This window comes from Mycobacterium gallinarum (assembly GCF_010726765.1).
GTDB classification, from domain to species: domain Bacteria; phylum Actinomycetota; class Actinomycetes; order Mycobacteriales; family Mycobacteriaceae; genus Mycobacterium; species Mycobacterium gallinarum.
Genome location: NZ_AP022601.1, coordinates 592,421 through 608,397, shown reverse-complemented (window position 1 = coordinate 608,397; position 15,977 = coordinate 592,421). Strand labels below are relative to the sequence as shown.

16 protein-coding genes and 2 tRNA genes are annotated in these 15,977 nt (G+C 66.3%); 7 read left to right on the top strand and 11 right to left on the bottom strand.

What is annotated here, in order from left to right; genetic code table 11:
- Positions 1–1,635, bottom strand: coding sequence for a DAK2 domain-containing protein (locus G6N42_RS02960; RefSeq protein ID WP_163725854.1), 1,635 nt, complete (start codon positions 1,633–1,635; stop codon positions 1–3).
- Between the two features lie 224 nt (positions 1,636–1,859).
- Between G6N42_RS02960 and rpmB the strand changes: the two genes are divergently transcribed.
- Entirely contained in the window at positions 1,860–2,054 is a 195-nt protein-coding gene (gene rpmB / locus G6N42_RS02955) for a 50S ribosomal protein L28 (protein WP_083125945.1), read from the top strand.
- Between the two features lie 65 nt (positions 2,055–2,119).
- On the opposite strand, the gene G6N42_RS02950 is transcribed toward rpmB, so the two are convergent.
- Both G6N42_RS02950 and G6N42_RS02945 read right to left on the bottom strand, forming a co-directional pair.
- A complete protein-coding gene (locus G6N42_RS02950) occupies positions 2,120–2,800 on the bottom strand; it encodes a uracil-DNA glycosylase (RefSeq protein WP_163725852.1) in 681 nt (226 codons plus the stop codon).
- A 38-nt stretch (positions 2,801–2,838) separates the two neighbouring features.
- Positions 2,839–3,792 carry a thiamine-phosphate kinase gene (locus G6N42_RS02945; RefSeq protein WP_174262207.1) on the bottom strand — a complete coding sequence of 318 codons (954 nt, stop codon included), beginning with the start codon at positions 3,790–3,792 and terminating at the stop codon, positions 2,839–2,841.
- Between the two features lie 77 nt (positions 3,793–3,869).
- Here G6N42_RS02945 and G6N42_RS02940 point away from each other — a divergent pair, with 77 nt between their 5' ends.
- Both G6N42_RS02940 and G6N42_RS02935 read left to right on the top strand, forming a co-directional pair.
- The gene (locus G6N42_RS02940) at positions 3,870–4,112 is read left to right on the top strand and encodes an Lrp/AsnC family transcriptional regulator (RefSeq protein WP_163725846.1); all 243 of its coding nucleotides are present in this window, start codon (positions 3,870–3,872) and stop codon (positions 4,110–4,112) included.
- 52 nt (positions 4,113–4,164) lie between these two features.
- Positions 4,165–4,695: a DUF3515 domain-containing protein gene (locus G6N42_RS02935; protein WP_163736881.1), complete on the top strand. Its 531-nt coding sequence runs from the start codon at positions 4,165–4,167 to the stop codon at positions 4,693–4,695.
- On the opposite strand, the gene G6N42_RS02930 is transcribed toward G6N42_RS02935, so the two are convergent.
- The 3 genes from G6N42_RS02930 to G6N42_RS02920 all read right to left on the bottom strand — a co-directional run bounded on the left by G6N42_RS02930 (position 4,692) and on the right by G6N42_RS02920 (position 8,016).
- A complete protein-coding gene (locus G6N42_RS02930; protein ID WP_163725843.1) occupies positions 4,692–5,849 on the bottom strand; it encodes a D-alanine--D-alanine ligase family protein in 1,158 nt (385 codons plus the stop codon). The two genes, G6N42_RS02935 and G6N42_RS02930, sit on opposite strands and share 4 nt — an antisense overlap.
- Before the next feature lie 61 nt (positions 5,850–5,910).
- Complete coding sequence (locus G6N42_RS02925; protein ID WP_163725841.1) at positions 5,911–7,014, bottom strand: cystathionine gamma-lyase; 1,104 nt, start codon at positions 7,012–7,014, stop codon at positions 5,911–5,913.
- A 3-nt stretch (positions 7,015–7,017) separates the two neighbouring features.
- Positions 7,018–8,016, bottom strand: coding sequence for an NAD(P)H-dependent glycerol-3-phosphate dehydrogenase (locus tag G6N42_RS02920; protein WP_163725838.1), 999 nt, complete (start codon positions 8,014–8,016; stop codon positions 7,018–7,020).
- Between the two features lie 44 nt (positions 8,017–8,060).
- Between G6N42_RS02920 and cofC the strand changes: the two genes are divergently transcribed.
- Genes cofC through mutT1 form a run of 3 tightly spaced genes read left to right on the top strand, consistent with a single transcriptional unit; the run spans position 8,061 to position 11,941 of the window.
- Positions 8,061–8,705 (top strand): 2-phospho-L-lactate guanylyltransferase, encoded by a 645-nt coding sequence (cofC, locus tag G6N42_RS02915; protein ID WP_163725836.1) that lies wholly within the window; start codon positions 8,061–8,063, stop codon positions 8,703–8,705.
- Positions 8,706–8,758: 53 nt separating this feature from the next.
- Positions 8,759–10,966: an RNA degradosome polyphosphate kinase gene (locus G6N42_RS02910; RefSeq protein WP_163725833.1), complete on the top strand. Its 2,208-nt coding sequence runs from the start codon at positions 8,759–8,761 to the stop codon at positions 10,964–10,966.
- Between the two features lie 51 nt (positions 10,967–11,017).
- Positions 11,018–11,941 carry an 8-oxo-(d)GTP phosphatase MutT1 gene (gene mutT1, locus G6N42_RS02905; RefSeq protein WP_163725830.1) on the top strand — a complete coding sequence of 308 codons (924 nt, stop codon included), beginning with the start codon at positions 11,018–11,020 and terminating at the stop codon, positions 11,939–11,941.
- 105 nt (positions 11,942–12,046) lie between these two features.
- Here mutT1 and G6N42_RS02900 read toward each other — a convergent pair whose 3' ends face one another.
- The 3 genes from G6N42_RS02900 to leuC all read right to left on the bottom strand — a co-directional run bounded on the left by G6N42_RS02900 (position 12,047) and on the right by leuC (position 14,913).
- Positions 12,047–12,679 (bottom strand): HU family DNA-binding protein, encoded by a 633-nt coding sequence (locus G6N42_RS02900; protein ID WP_163725827.1) that lies wholly within the window; start codon positions 12,677–12,679, stop codon positions 12,047–12,049.
- A gap of 193 nt (positions 12,680–12,872) precedes the next feature.
- The gene (gene leuD, locus G6N42_RS02895; protein WP_163725824.1) at positions 12,873–13,466 is read right to left on the bottom strand and encodes a 3-isopropylmalate dehydratase small subunit; all 594 of its coding nucleotides are present in this window, start codon (positions 13,464–13,466) and stop codon (positions 12,873–12,875) included.
- A gap of 10 nt (positions 13,467–13,476) precedes the next feature.
- Entirely contained in the window at positions 13,477–14,913 is a 1,437-nt protein-coding gene (leuC, locus tag G6N42_RS02890; protein WP_163725821.1) for a 3-isopropylmalate dehydratase large subunit, read from the bottom strand.
- A 38-nt stretch (positions 14,914–14,951) separates the two neighbouring features.
- On the opposite strand from leuC, the gene G6N42_RS02885 reads away from it, so the two are divergent.
- Complete coding sequence (locus G6N42_RS02885) at positions 14,952–15,653, top strand: IclR family transcriptional regulator (RefSeq protein WP_163725818.1); 702 nt, start codon at positions 14,952–14,954, stop codon at positions 15,651–15,653.
- A gap of 14 nt (positions 15,654–15,667) precedes the next feature.
- Here the strand turns inward: G6N42_RS02885 and G6N42_RS02880 are convergent.
- Both G6N42_RS02880 and G6N42_RS02875 read right to left on the bottom strand, forming a co-directional pair.
- Positions 15,668–15,740, bottom strand: a tRNA-Glu gene (locus tag G6N42_RS02880).
- Positions 15,741–15,834: 94 nt separating this feature from the next.
- Positions 15,835–15,909 (bottom strand) — tRNA-Gln (locus G6N42_RS02875).
- Positions 15,910–15,977 lie beyond the last annotated feature (68 nt).

Below are 15,977 nucleotides of genomic sequence, written 5' to 3'. Positions count from 1 at the left end.
TTACTCGACGCCGATCAGCAGCGCGTCGCCGCGATGACCCGTGTGGTACGTGACGATCTCGGCGGCCAGGTGTTCGCGGTGGACGTACTCCGCCAAGGCCTCTCCGACCGCTGCGTCGACGCCCGCACCGGTGAGCACGGTGACGAGTTCACCACCGGCGGCGAGCAGCAGGTCGATCAGTCCGGCGCCTGCCGTCGCGACGTCCTTGCCCACGATCAGCACCTCGTCGGCCGCAATGCCCAGGCCGTCGCCGGGCTCGCAGGCGCCTGCCCACGTGAGCGCCTCCTCGGTGGCGACACGTACCGATCCGTGCCGGGCGCTCGCGGCGGCCCGCGCCATCGTGTAGCCGTCGTCGACGGCTTGCCGATCGGCGTCGTGCATGGCCAGGGCGGCGAGCCCCTGCACCATCGACGCCGTCGGCACCGGCACCACGTCGATACCCCACCCGCTGGCTGCGGTGCAGCCTGCCACCAGTTCCTCGGCGGCGACGTATCCGTTCGGCAACACCATGATCTGCGCCGCACCCGTGTTGACCAGGGCATGGAGGAGGTGTTTGGCGCTGACGGGTCCGCCGGCCTCGAGTTGCAATACGTGCGCGCCCTCGCCCGCGAACAGTTCCTCGGCGCCGGCACCGTCGACTACCGCGAGCACGGCCCGTTCCCTGGCCCATCCGCCGGACGGCCGCGCCCCCACCGCACCGGTGAGCGACGTGATCTGGATGCGGCTCAGCGTGCCCAGCGACAGCCCCGCTTCAACGGCGGCACCGGCATCATCGGCGTGCACATGCACCGAGTACTGGTCCGCGTCGGCCGTCGTCGCGATCGCCACCGATTCCCCGAGTCGGTCGAGGCTGCAGCGCAGGGTCTCCACCCCGGCCGGGTCGCATCCGCTGAGCAGGTACATCACCTCGAATTGGGGCGACGCGACCGTCGCGGCAGCGGGGACGGGCGCCTGCGGCGGGGCCGGCACGTACTCCTTGCGATGCCGGACATGCCCGGTCAGGGTGGCGCTCATCGCATCCAGCAGTACCAGCAGGCCCCGCCCGCCGGCGTCCACCACGCCGGCCTCCGCCAGCACGTCGAGTTGCCCCGTGGTCTTGTCCAGTGCGATCGATGCGGCATCGGCCGCCGCCGCGACCACCGCGGCGATACCGGAATTGGCGGCACCCGCATCTTCGGCGGCACCCGCCGCATCCTGGAGCACCGAGACGATCGTGCCGGGAACCGCTTCACCCATCGAGCTGACGACCAGGGCTACCGAATGCCGCAGTGCCGCCCCGAACAGCGCCCCGCCGACGTCGGCGAGCACGCCGCCGCGGTCGGCGGCCGCAGAGGCGGTGACATCGGCGAGCCCGCGCAAGATCTGGGACAGGATGACGCCGGAGTTACCGCGTGCGCCCTGCAGTGCGCCACGCGCCAGCGCGGCGGCGATATCCACCACGTTGTCGGACGCCGCCAGCGCGTCGGCCTGCGCCCACGCGCCACGCATGGTGAACAGCATGTTCGTGCCGGTATCGGCGTCGGCGACGGGGAACACGTTGAGCCGGTTGATCTCGTCGGTGTGGGTGATGAGGTCGCCGACGGCGGTGTACGCCCAATCCCTCAATGCGGAGGCGTCCAGCCGCCGATCCGACATGCCCACCTCCCGCCGCTATGGCGATACGCCACTGACTCGAGGCGCCGCCGTCGGCGCAAGCCTAGCCATTCGGCCCGACAGCGCCTTGGTGAACGTCCGCGCCTGTGGAGACCATTTTGGTGATCCTCGGCGTGGCCGGTATCCTGGTCAGGTTGTCGGGTCGACCCGCCGCCGCTAGCGACGGATACCCAGGCCCCCAAGTACTGATTCGAGGAGTTCTACATATGGCTGCCGTGTGCGATATCTGCGGGAAGGGCCCCGGCTTCGGCAAGTCGGTGTCGCACTCCCATCGCCGGACCAGCCGTCGGTGGGATCCGAATATTCAGACCGTGCGCGCCGTGACCCACCCCGGTGGCAACAAGAAGCGCGTCAACGTGTGCACGTCGTGCATCAAGGCGGGGAAGGTCTCGCGCGGCTGACGGTTTGATCGTCGCGCGCGGGTAGCCGTCGCCGCACGGCCTCATGCGGCCTGCGGGTAAGACGACTATGGAAGGCGCCAGTCAATCGGGTCGGCGCCCATCTTTTCGAGTAGTTCATTCGCGCGGCTGAACGGTCGCGAGCCGAAGAAACCCCGCGACGCCGACAGCGGCGACGGGTGCGGCGACTCGATGGCCACGCAATCGGCGCCCAGCATCGGCTTCAACGTGGATGCGTCGCGGCCCCACAACACCGCGACCAAGGGCTGCCGCCGTGCGACCAGGGCCCGGATCGCGCACTCGGTCACCGCCTCCCAGCCCTTGCCCCGATGCGACGCAGGTGTCCCCGGCCGGACGGTGAGCACCCTGTTCAGCAGCATCACGCCACGCTCAGCCCATGGCGTCAGATCACCCGTCGTGGGTGCCGGGTAGCCCAGATCGTCGACGTACTCGGTGAAGATGTTCGCCAGGCTGCGCGGCAACGGCCGCACCTCAGGTGCCACCGAGAAACTCAGTCCGACGGCGTGTCCCGGCGTCGGATACGGATCCTGGCCGACGATCAGAATCCGCACTTGCTCGAATGGGAATGTGAAGGCACGCAACACATTCTGACCAGCAGGAAGATATCGTTGGCCCGCTGCGATCTCCGCGCGCAGGAACTCCCCCATCTGGGCGACTTGTGCCCGCGCGGGTTCGAGCGCACTCGCCCATCCTTCTTCGACGATTTCATTCAGCGGTCGTGCGGTCACGAAGGGTCAACTTAGCGTGCCCGGACGATCGGAGTCGATCAGTACGACTGCCAGCCCGCTTCGCCGTGCCACGGCTGACCGTTGAGCAGGACCCTCGCCGGACCATCGAGCACCCGCCCGATCACCCGCCAGCCGGGCGGTGGTGGTCCCGGGAATGTCGCGACCAGCGCATGGTCCTCGCCTCCGCCGAGCACCCAGCCCGACGGATCGACGCCCAGCGCGGTGCCCGCAGCGGCGAGCGGATCGCATTCCGCGCTCAGCGAATCCGACGACAGATCGATGCCGACGTCGGATGCGCGCGCGATGTGTCCGAGATCGGCCATCAGGCCGTCTGATACGTCGGTCATCGACGTCGCACCGGCTTCCGCCGCGACGCGACCCTGGCCGTACGGCGGCTCCGGTACCAAGTGGCGGCGGCGCAACGCTTCGAAACCGTCAATACCATTGAGCCACAACGCATATCCGGCAGCAGACCACCCGACGTCGCCGACGACCGCGACGGTGTCACCTGCTCGTGCACCGTCGAGCCGAACCGCGTCGCGGCCGCCCAGATCGCCGAGTGCCGTCACCGAGATCACCCATTGCGGGGCCGTCACCAGATCGCCACCCACGATGCCGGCGCCGAGCAGCCGCGCCTCGTACCACAGGCCGTCGGCCAGCTCCACCGCTTGTGCTGCGGCTGTTCGGCCCGGCGCCCCGAACGCGACGACGAACGCGGTGGCCGTCGCACCCATCGCCTCGATATCGGCCGCGTTCTGCGCGATCGCCTTGCGCCCGACATCGCGCGGCGTCGACCAGTCCAGCCGAAAATGGCTCCCCTCGACGAGCATGTCCGTCGACACGACCGTCGCCCCGTCGCGGGCCCACACAACCGCCGCGTCGTCACCGGGCCCCAGCGCCACCGAGTCCGGTTGCTCGCGGCCCGCGACAAGCCGGTCGATGACGGCGAACTCGCCCACCCCGGCCAGCGTTTCAGGGGGCTCGTCGCTCATCATGTCGCCTCCCCTGAGCTGCGGTACGTTTGGTCCCTGCGGCGTGGAGTCTATGCAGCAAGAGGGAGGACAGCCCGGTGGTCGAGGCGTTCATGCTGATTCAGACCGAGGTGGGCCGCGCTGAAGTCGTCGCCAAACAGCTCTCAGCCCTGCCCGGTGTGGTGTCGGCCGAATACGTCACCGGTCCGTACGACGTCGTGGTCCGCATCGGCGCGCAAAGTCACGACGAACTACAGGCCAGCGTCGTTCCCAGCGTTCAGCAGGTGCCCGGCATCACCCGCACCCTGACCTGCCCGATCGCCGACGGGGCGCGCCCATAGAGTTTGGGCCGTGGACGACACCGAAACCCGCGATGGCCCGCCCAGGGGCCTGATGATCGCGGCGATCGCCGTGGCTGTCGCCGCCATCGGCTCGATCCTGGTCTTCGCGGCGCTTCGACAGACCCCTACGACGGAAAAGCCCGTCGCGATCGTCGCGGTGCCGGCACCGTACGCCGACAGTGCGGACTGTCGAGCGTTGGTCGACGCACTGCCCGAACGCCTCGGCGACTATCGGCGCGCCGCAGCCGCCGACCCGGCGCCACCGGCCGCCGCAGCGTGGCGTGCGGCTCCCGACGGCGAGGCCGTGATCCTGCGATGTGGTGTGGACCGGCCCGCGGAGTTCGTCCTCGGCAGCCCGCTACAGGTGGTCGACAAGGTGTCGTGGTTCCGCGTGGGCGAGGCGGGGGCGGGTGAAGACCCAGACGCCGACCAAGGGCGCAGCACATGGTTCGTCGTGGATCGTCCGGTGTACGTCGCCTTGACGCTGCCCGCAGGCTCGGGTCCCACGCCGATCCAGGAGATCTCGCGGGTCATCGCGAAGTCGTTGCCCGCCAAGGCGGTCGACCCTGCACCAGTGGGCTAGCGCAGACCCGTGCCGCGCGTGCGTGCTGTCTCGACCATGGTGGCCAACAGCGTCGGATAGTCGACACCGCTGGCCGCCCACATCCTCGGAAACATCGAGATGGTGGTGAATCCCGGCATCGTGTTGATCTCGTTGATGATCGGGCCGTCGTCGGTCAGGAAGAAGTCGACACGGGCCAGACCCTGGCAGTCGATGGCCTGGAACGCGCGAATCGCCAACTGTCGCACCTCATCTGCAATGCTGTCGTCGACCTTGGCGGGTACGTCGAGCTCCGCGGCGTCTTCGAGATACTTCGTCGCGAAGTCGTAGAACGAGTCTTCGCGACCGCGGACACCCGCCACCCGGATCTCACCCACAGTGCTGGCTTCTACACGGCCGTCGGGGAATTCGAGTACACCGCATTCCAATTCACGTCCGACGACTGCCGCCTCGACGATCACTTTGGGGTCGTGGCGCCGGGCCAGCTCGATCGCCGCGGGCAGTTGATCCCACGCCGTCACCCGGCTCACGCCGATCGACGATCCGCCGCGCGCGGGCTTGACGAACACGGGCAGTCCGAGCCGTTCGCGTTGCTCTAGGTCCAGCGTCTCCTGCCGTGACCGGAGCACGACCTGATCGCCGATCGGCAGGCCCTCCGCAGCCAACAGCTTCTTGGTGAACTCCTTGTCCATCCCCGACGCGCTGGCGAGCACGCCCGCACCGACGTAGGGCACTCCGGCCAGCTCGAGCAGCCCCTGGATCGTGCCGTCCTCGCCGTACGGGCCGTGCAGCACTGGGAAGACCACGTCGACGGCCTCCAACACCTCGGGAGCACCGCGGCCGACCGACAGCAGCTCACCACGTCGTCCCGGATCGGCGGCGAGGGCCAGCTCCCTACCCGATTCGCCGGTGACCTGCGGCAACCGCCCGTCGGCGATGGCCAGGGCGTCGGGGTCCGCGTCGGTGAGCATCCACGCGCCCTCCGGGGTGATGCCGACGGCGACCACTTCGTAGCGTTTCGGATCGAGGTTGCGCAGGATGCTACCTGCGGAAACGCAGGAGATCGCGTGCTCAGAGCTGCGGCCGCCATAGACGACGGCGACCCGAACACGCCGGGCCGCGCTCGAGCCCGATGTCGCCGCCGGCGCGGCTCCGTGCTCTTGGCTGGCAGTCACAACCTAGAGAGGCTACCGTCCAGCCCCACCGCGGGTCGCTTCAATACCCTGACCTGCGGTTTCAGGACAACGCCTGTTCGAAATCGCTGATCAGGTCGTCGGTGTCCTCGATGCCCAGCGAGATCCGGGCGAATCCGTCGGCGACTGGATCGCTCCAGCGAGCGCGGCGGTCCAGCGAGGTGTGGATCCCGCCGAAGCTCGTCGAGGAGACGACCAGCGCGCTGCGTTCCACCAGGGAGTGCACTGCCTGCGCGCTGTCCAGTTCGATTGCGACGAGCCCGCCGAACCGCTTCATCTGCAGGGCCGCGATCTGGTGTGACGGATCGTCGGGCAACCCGGGATAGCGGACCGAGCGCACCGCCGGATGACTGCGCAACATCACCGCGAGTGCTTGCGCGTTGTGGCACTGCCGTTCGAACCGCAGGCCCGCAGTGCCCAGACTGCGCAGCACCAGCCACGCCTCGAACGGGCCGAGGATCGGTCCGGCAAGCAGACGCTCCTGCTCCACCGTGGCCATCAACTCCGGATGGCTGCCCGCGACATATCCCGCGATCAGATCGCTGTGTCCCGAAAGCGATTTCGTCGCGCTGGCGACGACGAGGTCGGCGCCAAGGGACAGCGGCTGCTGGCCCAGTGGCGTCGCGGTGGTGTTGTCGACCACGAGGGTCGCCCCCCGGCGCCGGCAGTCCATCGCCAACCGGTGCAGGTCGACGACATCGAGCCCGGGATTGGCCGGTGTCTCCGCAAGCACCACATCCGCGTCAGCGGCCGCGGCACACATCGCGGCGCATGCCACCTCCACCACCGTGACTCCAAGTGGCACAAGGTATTCCCTGGCATAGCTGCGAACCTGGTTGTAGCCGTCGGCAGGCACCACGAGCTTGGTGCCGGGCTTGGCCAGCACCCGCAACACCGCGGTGATGGCGGCCATTCCCGAACCGAACGTCAGCGCGGCGGCGGCTCCTTCGAGTTCGGCGAGCGCCGACTCCAGTTGCCGCCACGTGGGATTGGAATACCGCCCGTACTTGTCAAAGGGCTCCGCGTCGTCCGGGGAGAGATGAAACGTCGACGCGAGCACGGGGGGCGATACCACGGGACTGCCCGAAACCGGTTCTGAGCCGACTGCTTTGACGCTGCGAGTCGAATCACCGTATAGACCGTCCACGCCCTACTCCGGTTTCGTACTGCGCCCGAGCAGCAGTGCCACCGCCTCATACACCGATGCGCCTTTGTGGCAGACCCGATTCACGGCATCGGTGAGCGGCATCTCGACGTCGTAGCTGGCCGCAAGCGCGAGTATCGACTGGCACGACGTCACACCCTCGGCGACGTGCCCATCCGCGGCGCGCGTCGCAGACTCCATGGTGCCGCCTTTGCCCAGCCGTTCCCCGAACGAGCGGTTGCGGGAGCGCCGTGACGTGCAGGTGGCGACGAGATCGCCGACGCCCGCCAGGCCGGCCAGCGTTGCCGGCTTGGCGCCCAACGCGATTCCGAGTCGCATGATCTCGGCGAGCCCGCGAGTGATGATCGCTGCTGCCGTGTTCTCCCCCAGCCCGACTCCAGCAGCCATGCCGGACGCCAGCGCGATGACGTTCTTGCACGCGCCGCCGACCTCGGCGCCAATGACATCGGCGTTGGTGTACGGACGGAAGTATCCGGTCGAGAATGCACGCTGCAGCGTCACGGCCCGTCCGGAGTCGCTGCACGCGATGACGGTGGCCGCCGGTTGCTCATCGGCGATTTCGCTGGCGAGGTTCGGCCCGGAGATCACCGCGACGCGCGACGGGTCCGCCCCGGTGACCTGAACGATCACCTGGCTCATCCGCATCAACGTGTCGAGCTCGATGCCCTTGGCCAGGCTTACCAACGTGGTGTCGTCACCGATGAGAGGAGCCCACTGCACGAGGTTGGTCCGTAACGACTGAGCGGGCACGGCAAGCAACACGGTGCACGCTCCGGTGAGCGCTTCAGCGGGATCGCTGGTCGCGCGGATCGTCTCCGGCAGCTCCGCGTCATCGAGATAGAACGGGTTGCGATGGGTGCTGTTGATCTCGTCGGCCAACTCGGGCCGACGGGCCCACAACCGCACCTCATTGCCGGCGTCCGCCAGGACCTTGGCGAGTGCCGTCCCCCAAGCTCCGGCCCCCAGCACTGCCGCGTCGACCACGCCTTCACCCTAGCGCGGTGTGGTCTGCTGGCAGGATGGCGCTCATGGGCGGGTCATCGGAAGCCGATATCGGGCTGGTGATCGCGGTCAAACGCCTGGCCGCCGCCAAGACGCGGCTGGCGCCGATTTTCTCCGCGACCACCCGCGAAGCCGTCGTGCTGGCGATGCTGATCGACACCATCACAGCTGCCGCGGCTGTATCGGAGGTGCAGTCGATCACCGTGGTGACACCCGACGACGTCGCCGGCGACGCTGCCAGGCAGCTCGGCGCACGAGTGCTCCCCGATCCGACGCCGCAGGGCCATCAAAATCCGCTCAACAACGCCATCGCCGCAGCGGAGGAAACGGTGCGGCCCGAGACGTCGAACATCGTTGTGCTGCAGGGAGATCTGCCCGCATTGCAACCTCAGGAGCTGGGCGAGGCGATCGCGGCGGCCCGCGCCCACCCCCGCAGCTTCGTCGGCGACCGGCACGGTACGGGCACCTCGGCGTTGTTCGCCCTCGGCGTCGCGCTGGATCCGCGATTCGGCCAGGATTCAGCCGAGCGCCATCGCCATTCGGGCGCCATCGAGCTGACCGGCGCCTGGCCCGGGCTGCGCTGTGACATCGACACACCCGATGACCTGTTGGTGGCGCGTCGCCTCGGTGTCGGCGCGACAACCGCGCAGGCCATCGCTGGTGTCAGGTAACAGTTCTTCACCGCGGTGGCCGCGCGACTACTTAATAGGGAATCATTTGAGGGATGACGGAAGCCGATACCGAGATCCTCGAGACCGACACCGGGTCGACGACCGGAACCGCGCAGCCGGCGACGTCAGCTCGTCCCGGGACACCGCAGTCGGGAGATGCGGCGCCTGAAGCCCCACCGGCTGCGACATCGCGAGCGGTCGACAACGCGCTGCCCGAAGACCGCTACCTCAACCGCGAACTGAGCTGGCTCGACTTCAACGCCCGTGTGCTTGCGCTCGCCGCCGACCCGTCGCTGCCGCTGCTCGAGCGGGCGAAGTTCCTCGCGATCTTCGCGTCCAATCTCGACGAGTTCTACATGGTTCGAGTGGCGGGACTGAAACGACGCGACGAGATGGGGTTGTCCGTGCGGTCGGCCGATGGCCTCTCGCCGCGCGAGCAACTACGCCGGATCAACGAGCGCACTCAGCAGATCTCCAACCGGCACGCCCATGTGTTCCTCGACGCGGTGCGGCCCGCGCTCGCCGACGAGGGCATCGTCATCGTCACGTGGGCCGAAGTGGATGAGGGCGAGCGCTCCCGGCTGTCGACGTACTTCCATGAACAGGTGTTCCCGGTGCTGACGCCGCTGGCCGTCGATCCGGCACATCCGTTCCCCTTTGTGAGCGGGCTGAGCCTGAACCTTGCCGTCACCGTCCGGCAACCCGAGGACGGCGGGCAGCACTTCGCCCGAATCAAGGTGCCCGACAACGTGGATCGCTTCGTCGAATTGGCGCGCCGCGAAGGTTCCTCGGATGTCGTGCGGTTCCTCCCGATGGAGGAACTGATCGCCGCGTTCCTGCCGGTGCTGTTCCCCGGCCTGGAGATCGTCGAGCATCATGCTTTCCGCATCACCCGCAACGCGGACTTCGAGGTCGAAGAGGACCGTGACGAAGATCTGCTGCAGGCGCTGGAGCGAGAATTGGCGCGGCGGCGCTTCGGTTCCCCGGTGCGCCTCGAAGTGTCCGACGACATGACCGAGAGCATGCTCGAGCTGCTCTTGCGCGAACTCGACGTCGACACCGGTGATGTCATCGAGGTACCCGGGCTTCTCGACCTGTCGTCGCTGTGGCAGATCTATGACCAGGACCGCCCCGCGCTGAAAGACCGTCCGTTCGTGCCGGCGACGCCGCCCGCATTCGGTGAGCGGGAAACACCGAAGAGCATCTTCTCGACGCTGCGTGACGGCGACGTGCTGGTGCACCATCCCTACGATTCGTTTTCCACGTCGGTTCAACGGTTCATCGAGCAGGCCGCCGCCGATCCGAACGTGCTGGCCATCAAGCAGACGCTGTACCGGACATCGGGTGATTCACCCATCGTCAACGCGCTGATCGACGCCGCGGCCGCAGGCAAACAGGTTGTGGCGCTGGTTGAGATCAAGGCGCGCTTCGATGAACAGGCCAACATCAAATGGGCCCGCGCCCTTGAACGTGCGGGCGTGCATGTGGTTTACGGACTGGTCGGGTTGAAGACTCACTGCAAGACTTGCCTCGTCGTGCGCCGAGAAGGATCCACGATCCGGCGCTACTGCCATATCGGTACCGGCAACTACAACAGCAAGACCGCACGCCTGTATGAAGACGTCGGCCTGTTGACGGCCGCGCCGGACATCGGCGCCGACCTCACAGATCTGTTCAACTCGTTGACCGGATACTCACGCAAAGAGTCGTACCGCAATCTGTTGGTCGCGCCCTACGGTGTCCGCAAGGGGATCATCGAGCGGATCGAACGGGAGATCGCCGCCAAGCAGTCGGGAGCCGATGCGGGTATTCGGCTGAAGGCCAACGCGCTGGTCGACGAGCAGGTGATCGATTCGCTCTATCGGGCATCGCAGGCAGGGGTCCGCGTCGAGGTGGTGGTGCGCGGCATCTGTGCACTGCGTCCCGGCGTGGCCGGATTCTCCGAAAACATCACGGTGCGCTCGATTCTGGGCCGGTTCCTCGAACACTCGCGAATTATTCATTTCCGCGCCACCGACGAGTTCTGGATCGGAAGCGCCGACATGATGCATCGTAATCTCGACCGACGAGTCGAGGTGATGGCTCAAGTGAAGGATCCGAGGCTGACTTCACAGCTGAACGACGTCTTCGATTCCGCCCTTGATCCGTCAACCCGGTGCTGGGAGTTGGACATGGATGGTAAGTGGACAGCGTCGCCGCGAGAGGGCGAGACGGTCCGCGACCATCAGGTGTCGTTGATGGAACGCCACCGGCACCCTTGAGATCCGTCGGCTGTGAGCTCTCGGGGCCCCGAATGACCAGCAGGAGTTGACGTGCCGAGGGACGACCCACCCCGCGCCGTTCCGGTGAGCAAGGCCGTTTTTGCCGCGGGTGCGGTGCTGTGGCGACCGGGTGACGATGCACCCGAGGTCGCGGTCATTCACCGTCCCCGGTACGACGACTGGTCACTTCCCAAAGGCAAAGTCGACCCCGGCGAGACGGAACCCGTGACCGCCGTCCGCGAGGTCGCCGAGGAAACCGGCTACGCGGCACATCTCGGCCGGCGGTTGGCCGCGGTGACCTATCCCGTCGACCAAAGCACCAAGAAGGTGCGGTACTGGACTGCCCGCGCCATCGGCGGGGAGTTCAGCCCGAACTCGGAAGTCGACGAACTCAAATGGCTTCCCATATCCGAAGCCATCAAGGCGGTCGGCTACCCGCACGACCGAAAGGTCCTTCGCCGCTTCAAGAAGCTGCCGGCCGATACGAAGACGGTGTTGATCGTCCGGCACGGCACCGCGGGCAGCAAGTCGCGATACAAAGGTGACGACCGCAACCGTCCTTTGGACAAGCATGGCCGCGCGCAGGCCGAGTCTCTCGTCGGACAGTTGTTGTCCTTCGGCGCCGAAAGGCTGTACGCAGCGGACCGGACTCGGTGCCATCAGACGATCGCGCCGCTGGCCGAGGAACTCGGTGTCGACATCAGTAGCGAGCCATTGCTGACCGAAGAGGCGTATGCGGAGAATCGCAAAGCCTCGCGTAACCGATTCGTCGAGATCGCCACCGCCGAAGGCACGCCGGTGATCTGCACTCAGGGCAAGGTGATTCCGGATCTCATCTCATGGTGGTGCGAGCGTGACGGAGTCCGCCCGGACAAATCGCGCAACCGCAAAGGCAGCACCTGGGTCCTGTCGCTATACGACGGACGCCTGATCGCCGCCGATCACATCGGCAGTCCGCTCGCCCTCAAGAAATGAACGCTGCGGCCGGCTGAAGTTCGTCAGACACAAACACGCCGTGGGTCGCATTCGCTTGAATTGCCGGCTCAGCCGGCGCGACCCACGGCGTGTTCGATGTTGAACTTACCTGCGGCCCTTCTTGGCCGGGGCGCGCTTCACAGCCTTCTTGGCCGGGGAACGCTTCACAGCCTTCTTGGCGGCGGTGCGCTTCACAGCCTTCTTAGCTGCGGCCTTCTTGACAGTCTTCTTGGCCGCGGTGCGCTTCGCGGCCTTCTTGACTGCGGCCTTCTTGACAGTCTTCTTGGCTGCCGTGCGCTTCACAGCCTTCTTGACTGCGGCCTTCTTCACAGCCTTCTTGACTGCCGTGCGCTTCACCGCTTTCTTGGCCGCCTTCTTAACTGCGGCCTTCTTCACGGCCTTGCGGGCGCCGCCCGCCGTCACGCCACGCTTCACTGCTGGTCCTTCCGACGGGAGGCGCTGTGCCCCAGAAACAACCGCTTTGAACTGTGCGCCGGGCCGGAATGCCGGCACGGATGTGGGCTTAACTTTCACGGTCTCGCCGGTGCGCGGGTTACGCGCAACACGAGCAGCACGACGACGCTGTTCGAAAACGCCGAAGCCGGTAATTGTGACACTGTCACCCTTGTGAACCGCGCGCACGATTGTGTCGACGACATTCTCGACCGCAGCGGTTGCTGACCGACGATCCGAGCCCATTTTCTCCGTGAGTACGTCGATGAGCTCTGCTTTGTTCATGCAAAACCTCCGAAAACCAGTAGCCCACTTTGGGCCGACTAGAGGACACGGTAAACCCAATGGCCACTGATTTCCAAGAGCCACGCGCAATTTCAGCAGAATCTAGCGAACTTTCTTGCCCCCCTTGAGCTCCTGCCGGGGGTCCCGATAACCGGGTTCAGGGGTGAAGATTTCGGCTCAGAAAGCCAATCCGTCACGCCGGCAAGGTACGCGGTTTCCAGCTGGGACGGCGTGCTTCATACGAATCGATTTCATCGCATTTCCGCAGCGTAAGACCTATATCGTCGAGTCCTTCGGAGAGTCGCCAGGCGGTGTAATCGTCAATGTTGAACGGCACCATGACCGTTCCCGCGACGACGTTCCGATCTTGAAGATTCACAGTAATTTCCATGCCGGGATGCTCCTCGATGAGCTTCCATAAAAGTTCGACATCATCTTGGGCGACTTCGGCCGCCAAGAGGCCCGCCTTGCCCGCGTTGCCGCGAAAAATGTCGGCGAAGCGAGATGAGATGACGACTCTGAATCCGTAGTCCATGAGCGCCCACACGGCGTGCTCTCGCGACGAACCAGTGCCGAAATCGGGACCCGCGACCAACACCGATCCTTTGTCGAACGGCGACATGTTCAGGATGAAAGACGGGTCGGACCGCCATGCCGCGAACAAGCCATCCTCGAAACCTGTTCGGGTTACCCGCTTCAAATACACGGCGGGGATTATTTGGTCGGTGTCGACATTGGACCGGCGAAGCGGAACGCCGATGCCGGTATGAGTGCGGAATGGTTCCATCACAGAGCTCCTATGCGTGAGTCAGATCGGCGGGAGAAGACAACGTGCCGCGCACAGCGGTGGCCGCGGCGACGGCAGGCGACACCAAATGGGTGCGCCCTCCTTTGCCCTGCCGTCCCTCGAAATTTCGGTTCGACGTCGATGCGCAGCGCTGCCCCGGGGACAGTTGATCTGGATTCATTCCAAGACACATCGAGCATCCGGCCTGGCGCCACTCCGCGCCGGCGGCGGCGAAGATCTCACCGAGGCCCTCTGATTCGGCCTGCGCTCGCACCCGCATCGAACCGGGCACAATGAGCATCCGCACGCCATCGGCGACCTTGCGACCCTTGAGCACGTCGGCGACCACCCGCAGATCCTCGATGCGCCCGTTCGTGCACGAGCCGACGAAGACGGTGTCCACGGTGATGTCACGCATCGACGTTCCAGCCCGAAGATCCATATACGCCAACGCTTTTTCGGCCGCCTGGCGCTCACCGTCGTCAAAGATCAGCTCGGGGTCCGGTACCGACGCCGACAGCGGAACTCCTTGCCCGGGATTGGTCCCCCACGTGACGAATGGGCTCAGCGTCGCGGCATCGATGTAGACCTCGGTGTCGAATTCCGCGCCTTCGTCGGTGCGCAACTGACTCCACGCCGCTACTGCGGCATCCCAGTCCGCCCCCTTCGGAGCGTGCGGGCGACCATGCAAGAACTCGAACGTTGTCTCGTCGGGTGCGACCATTCCGGCGCGCGCCCCGGCCTCGATGCTCATGTTGCAGACCGTCATGCGCCCTTCCATCGACAGCGATTCGATGGCGCTGCCGCGGTATTCGATGACGTATCCCTGTCCCCCGCCGGTGCCGATCTTCGCGATCACCGCGAGGATGATGTCCTTTGCGCTCACGCCCGCAGGCAGTTGCCCGTCGACATTGACCGCCATCGTCTTGAAAGGCCGCAGCGGAAGCGTCTGCGTCGCGAGGACATGCTCGACCTCGGATGTGCCGATGCCCATCGCGAGCGCACCGAACGCACCGTGGGTGGAGGTATGGCTGTCGCCACACACCACCGTCATCCCCGGCTGAGTCAAGCCCAACTGCGGCCCGATGATGTGAACGATGCCTTGTTCGACGTCACCCATCGGGTGCAACCGGATGCCGAACTCTTCACAGTTGCGGCGCAGCGTCTCGACCTGAATGCGGGAGACCGGATCGGCGATCGGCTTGTCGATGTCGATCGTCGGCACGTTGTGGTCTTCGGTGGCGATCGTCAGATCGGGTCTGCGGACCGGCCGACCGTTGAGGCGGAGGCCGTCGAACGCCTGCGGGCTGGTGACCTCGTGCACAAGGTGCAGGTCGATGTAGATGAGGTCGGGTTCGCGGGCCGCGCCGTCACCCGATCCCTTCGCGACGACGTGGTCGTCCCACACCTTTTCGGCGAGTGTGCGTGGCTTGTCCTGGGCTGCCATCTTGACTTTCTCACATTCTGGGAAGCTAGTATCTCCCTGTGAGACAGGATAGCGGCATCGGGGTGCTGGACAAAGCCATGGGGGTGCTGCACGCGATCGCGGATTCGCCGTGCGGATTGGCAGAGCTGTGCGAGCGCACCGGACTGCCACGTGCGACCGCGCACCGCTTGGCCGCGGGTCTGGAAGTGCATCGGCTGTTGATCCGCAACGGAGACGGCCAATGGCGGCTCGGGCCTGCGCTCACCGAGTTGGCGGGACAGGTCAACGACCCCTTGCTGGCCGCCGGCGCCGTGGTGTTGCCGCGCCTGCGTGAGATCACCGGCGAGAGCGTGCAGATATATCGCCGCGAAGGCACCGCGCGTACATGTATCGCCGCCTTGGAACCACCTGCCGGGCTTCGGGATACCGTCCCGGTCGGCGCGCGATTGCCGATGACGGCCGGCTCAGGCGCCAAGGTGCTGCTGGCCTACGCCGACGCCGCCACGCAACAGGCGGTGTTGCCCAGCGCGAAGTTCACCGACCGGACCCTCGCCGAGGTCCGCAAACGTGGCTGGGCCCAGAGCGCCGCGGAACGCGAGCCGGGGGTCGCGAGTGTGTCGGCGCCGGTGCGCGATGCCACCGGTGCGGTGATCGCCGCCGTATCGGTGTCCGGGCCGATCGACCGAATGGGACGTCGCCCTGGAGCACGGTGGGCCGCCGACCTATTGGCCGCCGCCGATGCACTCACCCGCAGGCTGTAAAACGTACTGCTTTGTACCCCCGATGGGATTCGAACCCACGCTACCGCCGTGAGAGGGCGGCGTCCTAGGCCGCTAGACGACGGGGGCCAGAACTATTTCCGGACAGCCAGCATAGCCCAGCGGGATATGCGGACCTAATCAGCTAGAGGCCCGTGCTCTTCGCACGAGCGCTCATCGCGAATGGCTGGGGTACCAGGACTCGAACCTAGAATGGCTGAACCAGAATCAGCTGTGTTGCCAATTACACCATACCCCATTGGCTACCTGTAACCGCAGGTCACAGGGCCTTTTCGGCCCGACCAAGCAATCGGCGGCGCCGCCGCG

Coding starts and splice junctions, on each gene's coding strand:
- G6N42_RS02960 (WP_163725854.1), bottom strand. CDS start 1,635: ATGTCGGATCGGCGGCTGGACGCCTCCGCATTGAGGGATTGGGCGTAC.
- rpmB (WP_083125945.1), top strand. CDS start 1,860: ATGGCTGCCGTGTGCGATATCTGCGGGAAGGGCCCCGGCTTCGGCAAG.
- G6N42_RS02945 (WP_174262207.1), bottom strand. CDS start 3,792: ATGAGCGACGAGCCCCCTGAAACGCTGGCCGGGGTGGGCGAGTTCGCC.
- G6N42_RS02935 (WP_163736881.1), top strand. CDS start 4,165: ATGATCGCGGCGATCGCCGTGGCTGTCGCCGCCATCGGCTCGATCCTG.
- cofC (WP_163725836.1), top strand. CDS start 8,061: ATGGGCGGGTCATCGGAAGCCGATATCGGGCTGGTGATCGCGGTCAAA.
- G6N42_RS02910 (WP_163725833.1), top strand. CDS start 8,759: ATGACGGAAGCCGATACCGAGATCCTCGAGACCGACACCGGGTCGACG.
- G6N42_RS02900 (WP_163725827.1), bottom strand. CDS start 12,679: ATGAACAAAGCAGAGCTCATCGACGTACTCACGGAGAAAATGGGCTCG.
- leuD (WP_163725824.1), bottom strand. CDS start 13,466: ATGGAACCATTCCGCACTCATACCGGCATCGGCGTTCCGCTTCGCCGG.
- leuC (WP_163725821.1), bottom strand. CDS start 14,913: ATGGCAGCCCAGGACAAGCCACGCACACTCGCCGAAAAGGTGTGGGAC.